13 protein-coding genes and 5 tRNA genes are annotated in these 14,505 nt (G+C 36.8%); 7 read left to right on the forward strand and 11 right to left on the reverse strand.

The genetic code is table 11. From position 1 onward, the window contains the following. Positions 1 to 300: 300 nt before the first annotated feature. The 4 genes from CXF79_RS14500 to CXF79_RS23680 all read left to right on the forward strand — a co-directional run bounded on the left by CXF79_RS14500 (position 301) and on the right by CXF79_RS23680 (position 2,607). Positions 301 to 660, forward strand: a complete 360-nt coding sequence (locus CXF79_RS14500; RefSeq protein ID WP_101155782.1) for a hypothetical protein — start codon at positions 301 to 303, stop codon at positions 658 to 660. A gap of 133 nt (positions 661 to 793) precedes the next feature. After that, a complete protein-coding gene (locus CXF79_RS14505; RefSeq protein ID WP_011043083.1) occupies positions 794 to 1,276 on the forward strand; it encodes a DUF2947 domain-containing protein in 483 nt (160 codons plus the stop codon). Positions 1,277 to 1,320: 44 nt separating this feature from the next. Continuing rightward, positions 1,321 to 2,226, forward strand: coding sequence for a 23S rRNA (adenine(1618)-N(6))-methyltransferase RlmF (rlmF, locus tag CXF79_RS14510; RefSeq protein ID WP_101155784.1), 906 nt, complete (start codon positions 1,321 to 1,323; stop codon positions 2,224 to 2,226). 81 nt (positions 2,227 to 2,307) lie between these two features. Further along, a complete protein-coding gene (locus CXF79_RS23680; protein WP_101155786.1) occupies positions 2,308 to 2,607 on the forward strand; it encodes a hypothetical protein in 300 nt (99 codons plus the stop codon). On the opposite strand, the gene CXF79_RS14520 is transcribed toward CXF79_RS23680, so the two are convergent. Then, positions 2,585 to 3,382: a class II glutamine amidotransferase gene (locus CXF79_RS14520; protein WP_101155788.1), complete on the reverse strand. Its 798-nt coding sequence runs from the start codon at positions 3,380 to 3,382 to the stop codon at positions 2,585 to 2,587. The two genes, CXF79_RS23680 and CXF79_RS14520, sit on opposite strands and share 23 nt — an antisense overlap. A gap of 167 nt (positions 3,383 to 3,549) precedes the next feature. Here CXF79_RS14520 and fadE point away from each other — a divergent pair, with 167 nt between their 5' ends. Further along, the gene (fadE, locus tag CXF79_RS14525) at positions 3,550 to 5,979 is read left to right on the forward strand and encodes an acyl-CoA dehydrogenase FadE (RefSeq protein ID WP_101155790.1); all 2,430 of its coding nucleotides are present in this window, start codon (positions 3,550 to 3,552) and stop codon (positions 5,977 to 5,979) included. Between the two features lie 165 nt (positions 5,980 to 6,144). Then, on the forward strand, positions 6,145 to 6,837 hold the full coding sequence (locus CXF79_RS14530; RefSeq protein WP_101155792.1) for a TetR/AcrR family transcriptional regulator: 693 nt from the start codon (positions 6,145 to 6,147) through the stop codon (positions 6,835 to 6,837). A gap of 135 nt (positions 6,838 to 6,972) precedes the next feature. Here CXF79_RS14530 and CXF79_RS14535 read toward each other — a convergent pair whose 3' ends face one another. The 10 genes from CXF79_RS14535 to CXF79_RS14580 all read right to left on the reverse strand — a co-directional run bounded on the left by CXF79_RS14535 (position 6,973) and on the right by CXF79_RS14580 (position 13,667). Next, entirely contained in the window at positions 6,973 to 8,793 is a 1,821-nt protein-coding gene (locus tag CXF79_RS14535) for an acyl-CoA dehydrogenase C-terminal domain-containing protein (RefSeq protein ID WP_101155794.1), read from the reverse strand. Between the two features lie 536 nt (positions 8,794 to 9,329). Then, a tRNA-Asp gene (locus CXF79_RS14540) sits at positions 9,330 to 9,406 on the reverse strand. 118 nt (positions 9,407 to 9,524) lie between these two features. Next, positions 9,525 to 9,601: transfer RNA gene (locus CXF79_RS14545), tRNA-Asp, on the reverse strand. Positions 9,602 to 9,668: 67 nt separating this feature from the next. Further along, positions 9,669 to 9,745: transfer RNA gene (locus tag CXF79_RS14550), tRNA-Asp, on the reverse strand. A 67-nt stretch (positions 9,746 to 9,812) separates the two neighbouring features. Then, positions 9,813 to 9,889, reverse strand: a tRNA-Asp gene (locus CXF79_RS14555). 67 nt (positions 9,890 to 9,956) lie between these two features. Next, positions 9,957 to 10,033, reverse strand: a tRNA-Asp gene (locus CXF79_RS14560). A 226-nt stretch (positions 10,034 to 10,259) separates the two neighbouring features. Then, on the reverse strand, positions 10,260 to 11,627 hold the full coding sequence (locus tag CXF79_RS14565; protein WP_101155796.1) for a TIGR03503 family protein: 1,368 nt from the start codon (positions 11,625 to 11,627) through the stop codon (positions 10,260 to 10,262). Continuing rightward, positions 11,618 to 12,388 carry a DNA polymerase III subunit epsilon gene (gene dnaQ / locus CXF79_RS14570; RefSeq protein WP_011043074.1) on the reverse strand — a complete coding sequence of 257 codons (771 nt, stop codon included), beginning with the start codon at positions 12,386 to 12,388 and terminating at the stop codon, positions 11,618 to 11,620. Before dnaQ ends, CXF79_RS14565 begins: the two co-directional genes overlap by 10 nt. Before the next feature lie 63 nt (positions 12,389 to 12,451). Next, positions 12,452 to 12,955, reverse strand: a complete 504-nt coding sequence (locus CXF79_RS14575; RefSeq protein WP_101155798.1) for a DUF2919 family protein — start codon at positions 12,953 to 12,955, stop codon at positions 12,452 to 12,454. Then, positions 12,933 to 13,667, reverse strand: coding sequence for a DUF599 domain-containing protein (locus CXF79_RS14580; RefSeq protein ID WP_011043072.1), 735 nt, complete (start codon positions 13,665 to 13,667; stop codon positions 12,933 to 12,935). Before CXF79_RS14580 ends, CXF79_RS14575 begins: the two co-directional genes overlap by 23 nt. A 296-nt stretch (positions 13,668 to 13,963) precedes the next feature. Between CXF79_RS14580 and CXF79_RS14585 the strand changes: the two genes are divergently transcribed. Continuing rightward, complete coding sequence (locus CXF79_RS14585) at positions 13,964 to 14,380, forward strand: META domain-containing protein (protein ID WP_011043071.1); 417 nt, start codon at positions 13,964 to 13,966, stop codon at positions 14,378 to 14,380. The last annotated feature ends 125 nt before the right edge of the window (positions 14,381 to 14,505 follow it).

The raw sequence follows: 14,505 nt of genomic DNA on the forward strand, positions 1-14,505 counted from the left end.
TTTTAACTTAGATTTTATGTACCAATGAGCTAAGAACCCCAATAGTAATCACTTTCATTCAAATCGTAACTAACTAATTTTATTTTAAATAATCGTTAGACAAAATATTATTTATTTTAACAATTCGAGTATACATGTTTTTATTATTATTTAAACGGTCGTTTGATTATTGCTTGTAAATTCATATTAAACGGCTAAAACCCAGTGCCAATATTCTATAAAGTTACGGTTAGTATGTATTAGACTAACCGTTCAGGATAAGATACTGCTCACTTAGATAGTATTATTTGCGATTAAAACATGAAACAAACCACCAAAGTTACCTTATTATCATTACTCGTTTTCCCAGGGATTGGCCATTTAGTTTTAAAGAAATATGCAATAGCAATTGCTTTTATTGTTAGTTTTGCTTATTTGTTACTGGAGCTAGTAAAAGATATACATGATAAAACTCAGCAAGTGATCGATAGTATCATTCGAGGAGAAATTCCCATGGAGGTTTCAGCCATTCGCCAAGCATTAATTAATCAAGGCGCTTTGGATAACCCTAATCTGACGACTATTGGTTACTTACTTTTAATCATCTGGGCTATCGCAGCATTTGATGCCTATAGAATCGCAAATATCAGCAGTAACAATGTTACTGAACAGTCATCATAAATAGAAAACAGCGGAGTAATTAACTGGCTTTTATCTCTATTAACGCTAACTCCTTACTGTTTGGCTATGTATCGCTTTTTTATTTGGCTATTGCTGGGTATAATTAAGCTGTTTCCTTTTTTGAGCAATATTAATGAATTACCTACCGTTAGAAAGTTTAAAAAATGCCTGGATTTTCAAGCATAAAAGTTTACCTATTGCAGAAAATGATTTAGCCAAAATAAAACCTATGAGTATTGAACGAGCAAATATTGTATGGGACACCTTTATCTCTCGTCAGGTAGATCATCCTGATTTTTTCAAAAAAGGTGATTGGCCTTCAGATAACAATAATTGGTTAGAGCAAGGAAAATGGGAAGGTATTTGGGATAGCAATGACCAAGCACTTCCACAACTAATAGAAAGCCATTTAGACTGGGATCAAAATACCGTTGTTTACTACTGTAGCTCTCGAGATAACGTCATTGAAACAAGCTGGCTTACCTTCCAACGATGCTGGAAAAACTTCTTGTTCATGGATGATGGACCTATATTGTTAGGTAAAAAACGCCAACAAGCGGTGCAATTTACCAGCAATGGTTATTTTAAAGTTGGCCAAAAGCCAAATAATATTTAAACAAGCTTCTATTTAAATTATTCTTTCATTACAACGGTCCTACTTTGCATAAAAAAAATCGCCATAACCAGGGATATAATTTTACGGCTTTAGTTAAAGCTCACCCTGATTTATTACAATTTATTATAAAAAATCAATATAATAATCAAGATACAATCGACTTTGCTAATCCCCAAGCTGTAAAAGCGCTTAACTTATCTTTATTAAAAAGCGAATACCATGTGAAATTTTGGGATATACCTGATGGTTATCTTTGCCCAGCTATCCCTGGAAGAGTCGATTATATCCACCACCTTCAAGATTTGTTAGCTGCAACTCCAAAGACCTTACTACCAAATAAAACACCTATCAATGTATTAGACATAGGTACTGGGGCAAGTTGTATTTACCCGATTTTAGGTCAAAGAGAATATGATTGGCACTTTGTCGCTTCTGATGTTGACCCAATTTCAATTAAAGTAGCAAAACACATTATTTCAGCTGATAAATCATTAAATAGAAATATTAACTGTCGACTACAACCCAACAGTAATCATATATTTAACGGCATAATAGCTGAAGATGAGTTCTATCATTTAACCATATGTAATCCTCCCTTTCACAGTTCATTGGCTGAAGCCAGTAAAGGTACAACACGTAAAATAAAGAATTTAAATAAAGGTAATCATTCTTCAAAAAATCAAGATAAAACACTCAATTTTGGTGGACAAAAAGCTGAACTTTGGTGTCCAGGTGGAGAGCTAGCTTTTATTGGTAAGATGATTAAAGAAAGTAAGGCTTATCAAAAGCAAGTACTTTGGTTTACCTGTTTGGTCTCCAAGAAAGATCATTTGTCCAAGCTTAAACTTAGCTTAAAGAAGTCTGATGCTAAACAAATAAAGGTCATTGATATGGCTCAAGGACAGAAGATAAGCCGTTTTATCGCTTGGAGCTTTTATGACATTAATTAAAAGAATGCTAAACATTAGGGTCTGTTGATCTTTCGCGAATAAATTTTGTTCGAGATAATAGCGTCTTAATCGCGGCGAGTAGTGTGTAGCCTAGTCATTCTAAGAAAATTCTACTCAACAAAGAGTAAGACGCTTTTAGCCGAATCCTTCGGACAGCGTTTGTTGGTCATTTTTACGTCGTTATTGCCTTTTTATGTGACGCGACATGGATGTCGCTTATTAGATAATGCAGGAGCATATTGTCCTGAACAACCACATTACAAAGGCTCTGCCTTGTATAAATACCCAACAAATCACTGCAAAAACAATTTCGAAAGATCAACAAACCCTATATATTGCGTAGCATTCTTTTTATTATTTACGCTTTTTCTTGACAAATAAGATCACCCGCAACCAGTTTTCCTAAACAAAACAATTGCCATTGTCCTGCCAACATTTTGTGCCAGGTTTCATTATCCGTCAGTGGTTTGGTCGCAATCACAGTCACAACATCATTGCTGGTAGTTTCTTTTTGAAAGTCGACTGCCATTTCAGCATCAATAAGGCTTGCTTGACCAAAAGGCGCTCTGCGAGTAAGCCAATGTAAGTTATTTGAGCAATAGGCGAATAAATATTCTCCATCAGTGATAATGATATTCGCAACGCCAAGCGTATCTATCCTTGCCGCCAATGAAGCTATAAAATCAAACAATAACTCTGCGTCAACTTGCTTGGCGCCAAACTCAAGATGCAATTGGTCAAGTATCCAACAAAAGGCATGTTCACTATCGGTTGTACCAATAGGTAAATGAAATTCAATGGGCAGCTCATTCTCAAAGTCTTTTAATTGACCGTTATGTGCATAGGTCCAGTTTCTTCCCCACATTTGTCTAACAAATGGATGAGTATTTTCAAGACAAACCTTACCTGAATTAGCTTGTCGAATATGACAAATCACCGCTTCACTTTTCATCGGATATTTTGTAACAAGCTCAGCTATTGGAGATTGTGCACTTGGCTTAGGGTCTTTAAAACTACGACAGCCCTTACCTTCATAAAAAGTTACACCCCAGCCATCTCGATGAGGCCCAGTATTACCACCACGTTGCATTAAACCACTAAAGCTGAAACAGATATCAGTTGGTACATTGGCACTCATTGCTAACAATTCACACATTTTTTAACCTCTTAATACAACCAAGCACTTATAAAGTAGATTGTGCTTGGCTAAACCTACAATTTATTCTATAAATAGAGTATATCATTGACTAAAAATTATTTTAAATTCAAATACTTTTTCTCTCATTTCTCTTTACATAAAACATACACTAAAAGGAAATCCTTGTGGATATTATTATTTGGTTAATCGTCGCGCTAACCCTAACTTGGTTTATGAGCTATACAAGGGCATCATTATCAAGTTTTACCTTATGTTTTGCCGCTCTAATGGCGTTAGGGTCTTTATTTAACATAATCGGCATAGTTTCTTGGTTACTTTTTGCTGTCATAGCCTTGCCGATAAATATTGATAATATTCGTCAGCAGTTTATTAGTATGCCTTTATTGGCTATTTTTAAAAAAATAATGCCGCAAATGTCTTCGACAGAACAAGAAGCTATCGATGCTGGCACCACCTGGTTCGATGCAGATTTATTTCGTGGTGACCCTGACTGGCTGAAACTTCACAATTACCCTCGCCCTAGACTGAGTTCACAAGAAAAAGCCTTCTTAGATGGGCCTGTTGAACAAGTTTGTGCCATGGTTAACGATTGGTATATTACCCATGAAATTGCTGATCTTCCACCAGAAATATGGCAGTTCTTAAAAGAAAATAAATTTTTTGCCATGATTATTAAAAAACAATATGGTGGATTAGAATTTTCAGCTTATGCTCAATCTAGAGTATTGCAAAAACTCACCGGCGTGAGCTCGGTTCTTGCCAGCACGGTCGGTGTTCCAAACTCATTAGGTCCTGGTGAATTATTACAGGAATACGGTACAAAAGAACAGCAGGATTACTACTTACCTCGCCTAGCGAAAGGTGAAGAAATACCTTGTTTTGCGCTAACAAGTCCTGAGGCAGGATCCGATGCAGGATCTATCCCTGATTATGGTGTTATATGTCATGGGCAATTTAACGGAGAAGATGTTTTAGGAATGAAGTTGACGTGGGATAAACGTTACATCACCCTTGCCCCTATCGCTACAGTGCTTGGATTAGCCTTTAAATTACAAGACCCCGATAATCTTCTATCTGAGCAAGAAGACTTAGGTATTACTTGTGCACTTATCCCAACTGATATTGAAGGAATAACGATTGGTCGTAGGCATTTTCCCCTAAACGTTCCTTTTCAAAATGGACCAACCCAAGGGAAAGATGTTTTTGTCCCACTAGATTTTATAATCGGTGGTTCAGACATGGCAGGACAAGGTTGGCGTATGTTAGTGGAGTGTTTATCTGTTGGGCGCGCAATTACATTGCCTTCTAATAGCACGGGCGGTGTTAAAACCGCAGCGTTAGCTACAGGTGCATATAGCCGCATAAGACGGCAGTTTAAGATGCCAATAGGTAAAATGGAGGGTATTGAAGAGCCACTTGCCCGTATCGGTGCTAATGCCTATTTAATGGACGCTGTCACAACGATGTCAACGGGTGCCATCGACTTGGGAGAAAAACCTTCTGTTATTTCAGCCATAGCTAAATACCATCTTACTGAAAAAATGCGTTCTTCTATTATTGATGCGATGGATATTCATGGCGGAAAAGGTATTTGTATGGGACCGAATAATTACCTAGCGCGTGGTTATCAAGGCGCACCTATTGCTGTGACGGTTGAAGGAGCCAATATTCTTACTCGCAGTATGATAATTTATGGTCAAGGTGCTATTCGTTGCCACCCATACGTATTAGCAGAATTAGAAGCAGCAAATAATAGTGATAATGAACAAGCGCTCAATGATTTTGACCATGCCCTTTTTGGTCATATAGGTTTTAGTCTCAGTAACATTAGCCGTAGTTTATGGTGCTCAATTACCGGTTCACGTTTCTTAGGCAGTCCATATGATGATGGGACACGCCGCTATTATCAATTACTGACACGTTTTAGTGCCAATTTAGCCATGCTTTCAGATATTTCTATGTTATCACTTGGTGCAGATTTAAAACGTAAAGAGCGAATTTCAGCAAGGTTAGGTGATGTACTAAGTCAACTGTATTTAGCGAGCGCGACCTTGAAACGCTATAATGATGAAGGAAGAAATACTGCTGACCTTCCTCTAGTACAATGGGCTGTAGAGGATTGTCTCTACAATATCCAACATGCTATTGATGAGTTAATTAGTAATTTTCCTAATAAAATTGTTGGGAAATTATTACGCGTGATCATATTCCCTTTAGGTACCTGGTTAAAAAAACCTAACGATGAAATATCACATAAAGTAGCACAATTATTACAAACCCCTGGCTCCGCACGTACTCGATTAGGTCAAGGACAATACCTAACCCGTGATGGCAATAATATTTTTGGCAGGTTAGAGCAAGTACTTGAAGACATCATTAGTTGCGAGCCTATTTATGAAAAAGTATGCCGAGAATTAAATAAAAAACTACCTTTTTATCACCTAGATAAAGTAGCTGAGCTCGGACTTACTAATAACATTATTTCAAAAGTAGAGGCTGAATTATTAACAACGGCCGAGGTTGGGCGTCAGTGGGTAATTGCCGTTGATGATTTTGATAGTAAAGACATGACCGCATTTTCAGGTTCTGCATAGCAAGTTCACTGAACAGATATTTCCTACAATTAATAAGTATTCTTGCCTCTAGCACTAATTAATTTAACTTGTGTTAGCGGCAAATAAATTCATTTTCATTATTACCACGGGTTAATAAAATGTTACGATAAGGTTAACAATGTAATAATAAAAATAGAGCACAAGATGCCTGTAGAAGACATAAACACCCAAAAACTGGCTGAACTTAACAATAAATCACCAATAAAACCCCGCTCTAAAGGCGAAGTAACCCGTGAAAAGATTCTTATTGCAGCCATTGAGGTTTTAGCGCTCAATGGCATTAAAGGTACTACCCATAGAGCTATTGCTAGCAATGCGGACTTACAACTATCATTAACAACCTATTACTTTAAAGACATTCAAGAGCTTATTCATCAAGCTTTTAGATTAAACTCAGAACGTATTTTATCCCGCACAGATACTTTCTTAAAAGCAGCTTTTATCGTGGTTATAGATATAGAAAAAAATGAGTTGAGAAAAACGATAGTGAAAGAAAAGTTGTGTTTACAATTGAGTGAAATGGCTTCTGAACATTTAATTGATAATATCAAACATCAAGCTATATCATTGGCTGTAGAACAATTGATGCTAACCGAGATTCAAGTAACACCTGAGTTATGTGTGCTTGTTAAAGAGCATGAGTCAGTAAAACTATTACCTTACGAGCAGCTATGCCAATTTTTCAACAAAGTTAACCCTGAGCTTGATGCCAAAATAATGTATACCGTATTCTCTCAACTTCAATATGGTCAGCTTACAAAGCAAATAAATATAGATAGTGAGTTAATTGAACAAACAACACGCAGAATAATTGCTTGGATTATGTCAATAAAATAAGAATAACAAACGGATTAAGTTCTTGGTCAGCTTAGAGCTATATTAGCGAGCTTAAAACAAGAAAAATTAGTTAAACAAAAATGCACGGTTAAAACCGTGCATTTTTATAGTAAAGCTTAGTAGTTTTCTTTAATGTTAAAGAAAAGACATTAGCTCTTGGTCCAGTTGCATTAAGCTTTTTGGATCAACCATCATAGTTTTTGCTAAAGATTTTGTTCTAGGTAATATACGTTCAAAATAGAATTCAGCCGTTTTAATTTTCGCACGATAAAAGTCACGGTTTTCAACATCACCAGCTAATTTTTCATAGGCTGATTGTGCCATTTGAGCCCAAAAATATCCCATAACGACATAACCAGAATACATTAGGAAATCAACTGAAGCTGAGCCAACAATGTCTCTATCAGACTTAGCTTTAAGTCCTAGGCGTACTGAGTACTGCTGCCAATTAGCAATAGACTTACTTAACGGCCAAATAAAGCGATTCATTTGACGTTTATGTGGGTTACTCGAAATTAAGCTATTATCTTTACAAAAACCAAGCACTTCTTTAGAGAAGTCATTTAAAGACTTACCGCGTGTCATTAATATCTTGCGGCCTAATAAATCTAGCGCTTGTATCCCTGTAGTTCCTTCATACAGTGTAGAGATTCTTACATCTCGCACTATTTGCTCCATGCCCCACTCTTTTATATAACCGTGGCCACCAAATATTTGTAAACCGTGATTAGCACTTTCAGAGCCAAGCTCAGTTAGAAACGCTTTTAATATAGGAGTTATAAAACCTAAACGATCATCTGCCGCTTGACGCTCTTCTTCTGTTTTCGCCATAGAAATATCATCAACGATTTTGGCAGTGTAATAAATCATTGCCCTACCGCCTTCTGAAATTGCTTTCTGAGTCATCAGCATTTTACGAACATCTGGGTGAACAATAATTGGGTCAGCAACTTGTTCAGGAAACTTTTTGCCGGTTAAAGAACGCATTGATAAACGCTCTTTGGCATAAATCAAAGAATTTTGGAAAGCAAGTTCTGCTGAACAAACGCCTTGTAACGCTGTACCAAGTCGTGCTGTATTCATAAAGGTGAACATACATTCTAAGCCTTTATTTTCTGGACCTATCAGCTCACCTACTGCATTATCAAAATTAAGCACCGCTGTCGCAGACGCTTTAATACCCATTTTATCTTCTATCGAGCCACAGGTAACATTATTAAAATCACCTAAGGTACCATCTTGACTAGCTTTTACTTTAGGTACGATAAATAAAGATATACCACGTGTACCCTTTGGTGCATCAGGTAATCTTGCTAATACGATATGGATAATATTATCGGTTAAGTCATGCTCACCCGCAGAAATAAATATTTTTGTACCGGTCAGATTGTAAGTACCATCGCCATTGGGTTCTGCTTTCGTTTTAACTTGTCCCAAATCAGTACCACATTGAGGCTCAGTTAAACACATAGTACCTGTCCAAGTACCTTGAATTAGGCGTGTTAAATACAGCTCTTTTTGCTTATCATTGCCATGTGCATCAATCGTATTCATTGCCCCATGACTAAGACCTGGGTACATTGCCCAAGACCAGTTGGCTGTACCTGTCATTTCTGATTGAACTAAGCCTAATGAAGGTGGTAACCCTTGGCCACCATGCTCTAATGGGTGTGATAATGAAGACCATCCTCCATCAACATATTGCTGGTAAGCTTCTTTAAAACCCTTTGGTGTAATTACTTTGCCATTATCAAACTGACAACCCTCTTTATCACCACTTTGGTATAAAGGCAGTAGTTCATTTTCACAGAATTTTGCACACTCTTGTAGAATTGCATCAACTAAATCAGGACTGGCTTCTTCAAATTCTTCATATTTTTTATAATGATCATAATAATTGAAAACATCTTCAATCAAAAATTTAATATCGGCTATCGGTGCTTTATAACTTAGCATTATTTACTCCACAACTTTAATGTTCTATTTATAATTATATAAGTAGATTAAAGCACTGGTCATACCACTAATTCAAGCGTTTTTTGTGTTTTTATTTAAGTCATTGAATATGTTATAAATAAATTGATACTATCAGTATTTTGTTAATAGCTAAAAGATACTTAATTACTGTAAATCATACGTAAAGGAGCAATAATTTAATATTTTTAGCTAAATGGAAGTTGTTTGATTAGGTGGCAATGCATTTATCTTTCAACTATCAGAGAAGGTAAAAAGATAAATTACTTAATTAGAATCACTGAATTCGGCACTAATAATTTTTAAATAAGAAGCGATTGATTAAGAGCAAAAACGTTATGAGATATGGCAGTAAAGTATTTAGTAAAATAGCGGGATGCTAAGTATTAATTTTATATGTACTGAAGGGTTTAAAGGAAATAGTTTTAAAAGAATAAAGTAGAGAGGTTATATCAAAATAATTGAATAAATATGGGATTTTATATCTAAGATGAAATATTTATAGATTTGAACAAAGTTGGCGGAGTGGACGGGACTCGAACCCGCGACCCCCGGCGTGACAGGCCGGTATTCTAACCAACTGAACTACCACTCCGCGATCTTTGTTTGCAAGTTATACTCAATGAACTTTGTTCAATAATTATAACCTTTTTTACTGCGTAAATTTTAGCAGGACTTACAACCCGCATCAACTATGATGATTTTAACAAAATTGGCGGAGTGGACGGGACTCGAACCCGCGACCCCCGGCGTGACAGGCCGGTATTCTAACCAACTGAACTACCACTCCGCTGTTTTTTGCTTTGAGTATTTAACGAAGCTCTCTTCGCATCAACTATGATGATTTTAAACAAAATTGGCGGAGTGGACGGGACTCGAACCCGCGACCCCCGGCGTGACAGGCCGGTATTCTAACCAACTGAACTACCACTCCGCTGTTTTTTGCTTTGAGTATTTAACGAAGCTCACTTCGCATCAACTATGATGATTTCAAACAAAATTGGCGGAGTGGACGGGACTCGAACCCGCGACCCCCGGCGTGACAGGCCGGTATTCTAACCAACTGAACTACCACTCCGCTGTTTTTTGCTCTGAGTATTTAACGAAGCTCTCTTCGCATCAACTATGATGATTTCAAACAAAATTGGCGGAGTGGACGGGACTCGAACCCGCGACCCCCGGCGTGACAGGCCGGTATTCTAACCAACTGAACTACCACTCCGCATCTTTTGTTCTAAATCACATTAATTGAACGAGTTCAACTATTGCGACCTTTACTTGCTTCAACAACATGTCGTTGAATGCGGCGAGATAATACGGTTATGACGCGGCGCAGTCAACACCTTTTTTAATAAAAATTACTGCTTGAGCATTTGACGAGCAATATGATGAAAATCCAAGCTTATTTTTATCTATATCGCCAAATTTAATGCCATGCGGCTATTACTTTATTTACTTTTTGTTTTTTTGCGTCGTAAAGTAAAAAACAAAACAAGAGCAATGAGGATAATGACACTATTACCAGCGGCGATAATTATAATAGTTTCTTGATCTTTTTCATCTTTCGCTTGTTGTTGCACCAACAAGGCCTCTGCTCTATCTTGTTCGGCTTTAATAAGTAGTTCATCGGCAGTTGCAATTATTGAAACTGTTCCATCAACATTCACTTGACGGTCCGTATTAAGCAACTGGTTAATTTCTTCTACATTAAAACTGAACTCGGGTACGACTAATCGAAACTCTCGTCCTGAAATGGTTTTTCCAAAGGCACTGACATTTACTCGGTATATACCTGGCTCTGTATTAGTAATAGTGGCAGTTCTGCTTTCCCCTGTTTCTTCCATAATAGAAAAAGCTTCAGTTTGTCGGTCTGGAAAAGTCAACTTCCCTTGGAACACAAGACTATTAGGATCGACATGACTAGGATCTATAGCTAAGAGCAATTGATGAGGCTTTTCCGGGTCTTCAGATTTAACAACACTGAGTTCAACCGGTATCTTATGTAATAAGATGGGTGTCTGTCTTAGCTCACGCGTTGTCATTGGCAATTTCACCAAGTAAACGGGCTGCCACTCTCCAGGGGCAAAGTCTAGGATAAACTCCCCTGTAAACGTATTGTCATTCGCATATTCATCTAAGCCATGACCATCATCCCGAAAAGACGTTACTTTAATCGCATCTGCGCCAAAGTTTTCATGATTTGAATTATTGGTGCTGTAAAAGTTAACATCTAATTTGACAACATTTTTAAAATGTGGACTTTCTATCGCATCATTGCCATTGAACAGTTTACCTTCAACTTTTAGTGTCTCACCCGAAAAGGCTATGTCTGGTAAAGGCTCAACGGCAATTTTTACATCAGAGATTACTAATATCTGACTATTAGGTAAAATATCACCTACTGCTTGCCAAGGACCCGGCATGGGCTTTTTAATCTTAATCATGTCAAAAGTACTGTCATCAAACCATTGAACTTTCTCATGATCAAATTGGTTAACTCTGATTTTACTACCATCAGGTCTGATGAGAATAATAGGGGTACTGCCGCTTTTACGATAAAATATTAACGTTATTTCTTCTAAATCAGCATCAAGACGAAACCGATTATCAAAATATGGTATTTGATTAGTTATATTATCTTTTTGATAATATTCAACAGTAGTTTTATTAAGCTTATTATTTTCAGTCTTACTTTCTATATCACTATTAACAAATGCCCCAGCATTAGATGCTGCAATAAACGACAACATAAAAACAATCAGCTTTGATGCTTTGATTAATGGTAAGTTGCAACAATGATGCTTATTTATTTCCAAAGTGGATCCCCTCCTTTTTTACCGATTACAGCTACCCGTTCTGTATGTGCTACTAATTCATCGGCCGAAGCAGCAATAACCTTTAATTTATTACGAGTCGACGATACTCTTCTGATTGCATTAGCATCGGCATTAGTGCCATCACCTGACGACAAATTGAAACTTGATTGCTTACGCGTCATCTCAATGTAGACATACGCTAATAATTGGGCATCAATCAATGCCCCGTGATATGTCCGGTCTACTAACTTGTCTACTCGGTAAAATCTCGCTAAGTAATCTAATGTTTTTGGAGAGCCCAGTTCATCTTTTGAGACTTTCAAGGTATCGGTAATAGTACAGATGTCTTCAGTCATCGGTACTTTATCTTGGCTGCGTCCCATTGAATTAAACAAAGAAAACTCATGATCCATAAAGCCAACATCGAACTTGGAATTATGTATAACCAACTCAGCACCACGAATAAAATCAATAAACTCGTGTACAACTTGGGAAAAAATGGGTTTGTCTGCAAGAAATTCATTGGTTAAACCATGAATATTAATAACCTCTTGCTCCATCTGAAAGACTTGGCCACGTTGATCAAGAGGTTTTATGTAGGCGTGATATGTTCGACCCGTTAATTGACGATTGATCATCTCAACACAACCAATTTCTACAATACGATGTCCCTCTCTCGGGTTGATACCTGTAGTTTCAGTATCTAAAATGATTAATCGCTTATCTTTCTCTGAGTCTTGAGTATCGGTTATATTGTTCACTGGTGAGCCTTCTCTGTAATATTTTTCACGGTTAACATTATTTCTTAAATTCAGCTTTGATCATTATTTTTCGGGTAACGCTTGGGGGAATTCGATTAAGTTAATTTGCATACGCTTACTGGTAAAACATAAGGCAATTAACGCAGATACTATCAGTCCTTGGCAAACTAACCATAACATCGAAGTTAACTGCCAATAGAAAAAGCCAATAAGGTTAATACTAAAATCAAATATTAACGCCATCACCAACATTGTTCGACAATAAGGCCAAATCACTTTTACCCAATTTGCTGAGTTTGGCCGACGTAAGCTGATAATTACCACAACAAATAAACCAATAACTCCTGACGCTAAACTCAAAAAAAACAAGTTTGTTTCTGGGTATATCCATTGCATGGTCGCCACTCTATCTTTCATATTAGTGACCGACATAAGCCAGACTAAATAACCTCGCAAGACAAATAACAACACTAAATAAAAACGTTTTGATAATTTTAAGCAATCAAATTTGTCAAAATCTTCAATAGAATACTCTTGATATTGTTTAGGCACTCGGTGTTTTCTCATTTTTTAACTGGCGTTCTTGATGTAACAAACTCTGCGCGGCCGTAATTGCTTTAACAGCCTTAGAATTAAACTCTCGTGTATATAAAGTATAAACAACCCACAAGCTCATAAATATCAATAAAAAGGGATGGAAAAACCAACACATAGCAGCTAAAGCAAAGTAATAAGATCTTAGTCCGTAGTTATAAGAGTGAGCAGCTTGATCTTGAACAATAGCCATTTGTTTCGCATACGCCGTTAAATTCTCATTTGTGCCTGAAAGATCAAAAGGCGTGGCTCCTATCATTACATTCAAAAACCCGTATTGGCGCATCGACCACGTAAATTGGAAAAAAGAAAGTACAAAAATAAAAGCTAATAAGCTGAGTTTTAACTGTATCGCTAAGTGATTTACCTCAGCCGCAAAAGGTAATGATGAAATAACTATCTCTAACGTTTCTACTTTTGCAAACAAGGTAAAAATACCAGCCAGAATTAGCAAGGTGCTCGAAGCAAAAAAAGCAATGTTACGTTCTAAGTTGGCGAGTAAAGCGGCTTCTGAAACCCTCACTTCACGCGAAATAACCTCATACATCCAATGAATTCTATGCTGATGTAATGAGCGTGCAATGCAATCAGTTGTCTTCGCTTTTCTGCGTGCAAATACGGTATAGCCATACCAAGCAACAATAAAAACAGATAAAGCTAAAATATCGATTAGAGAGAAAGGCAAAGTCTATTCCTTAATAGGTAACGGGGATAACAAAAAGTAAGATTATACGCCAACAACTTTTATTGACCAACAACTTCATCTGATTCATAAAAGGTATTTTGTATTACTATATAACATCCAACTCAGAATAATTAATGTCTGGGCATAACTCACTACACACTTGAGTTTTATATGTAATTGCATAACACTGGCATTATACCCGTTCCACTTGAAGATGCATGATTCAGCTGGAGCGGATATATAATAATTTACGCGTTTTGATATTTTAAGAATCAAAGCGCAATATAGGAATATCTATGAAATATATCAAACAACTTGTACTATTAGTTGCTATGTCGACAACACTAACCGCTTGTAATACTTCCTCCGCTCTGCCATCTCCAGAAAAATTACCAGGAAGCTGGATTGTTAGTTCGATTCACGGTAAACCTGTTATTAGTAATAGTAAGGCTCAATTAGTCTTTACTGAAGAAAATAAACTAACAGGCTCAGCATCATGTAATAGTATTTCAACCAGCTATATCACGCAAAACAACACCTTGAAGATTTCCCCGATAGCAACCACTCGAAAAATGTGTTCTCCTTCACTGATGGAGCAAGAAGCTATTTTGTTACAATCTCTTAGCAAAGTTAAACGCTTTCAAGTTCATAATGAAGAGTTATCATTGTTTGACCAACAAGGTTCCTTACAATTAAAAGCAAAAAGAACCTAGTACTAATGATACATTTGTGTAATATCAGAAAATGAGCTTTCTATACCTTTTTGCTATATAGCAGTATAAGTTATAACAAAATATCACTTCTTTTTTCATAACAACTAGCTACCATTAAGCTATTA

It is taken from the genome of Colwellia sp. Bg11-28 (assembly GCF_002836245.1).
Taxonomy (GTDB): domain Bacteria; phylum Pseudomonadota; class Gammaproteobacteria; order Enterobacterales; family Alteromonadaceae; genus Colwellia; species Colwellia psychrerythraea_A.

Coding starts and splice junctions, on each gene's coding strand:
- CXF79_RS14500 (WP_101155782.1), top strand. CDS start 301: ATGAAACAAACCACCAAAGTTACCTTATTATCATTACTCGTTTTCCCA.
- CXF79_RS14505 (WP_011043083.1), top strand. CDS start 794: ATGAATTACCTACCGTTAGAAAGTTTAAAAAATGCCTGGATTTTCAAG.
- CXF79_RS14520 (WP_101155788.1), bottom strand. CDS start 3,382: ATGTGTGAATTGTTAGCAATGAGTGCCAATGTACCAACTGATATCTGT.
- CXF79_RS14530 (WP_101155792.1), top strand. CDS start 6,145: ATGCCTGTAGAAGACATAAACACCCAAAAACTGGCTGAACTTAACAAT.
- CXF79_RS14535 (WP_101155794.1), bottom strand. CDS start 8,793: ATGCTAAGTTATAAAGCACCGATAGCCGATATTAAATTTTTGATTGAA.
- CXF79_RS14575 (WP_101155798.1), bottom strand. CDS start 12,955: ATGAGAAAACACCGAGTGCCTAAACAATATCAAGAGTATTCTATTGAA.
- CXF79_RS14585 (WP_011043071.1), top strand. CDS start 13,964: ATGAAATATATCAAACAACTTGTACTATTAGTTGCTATGTCGACAACA.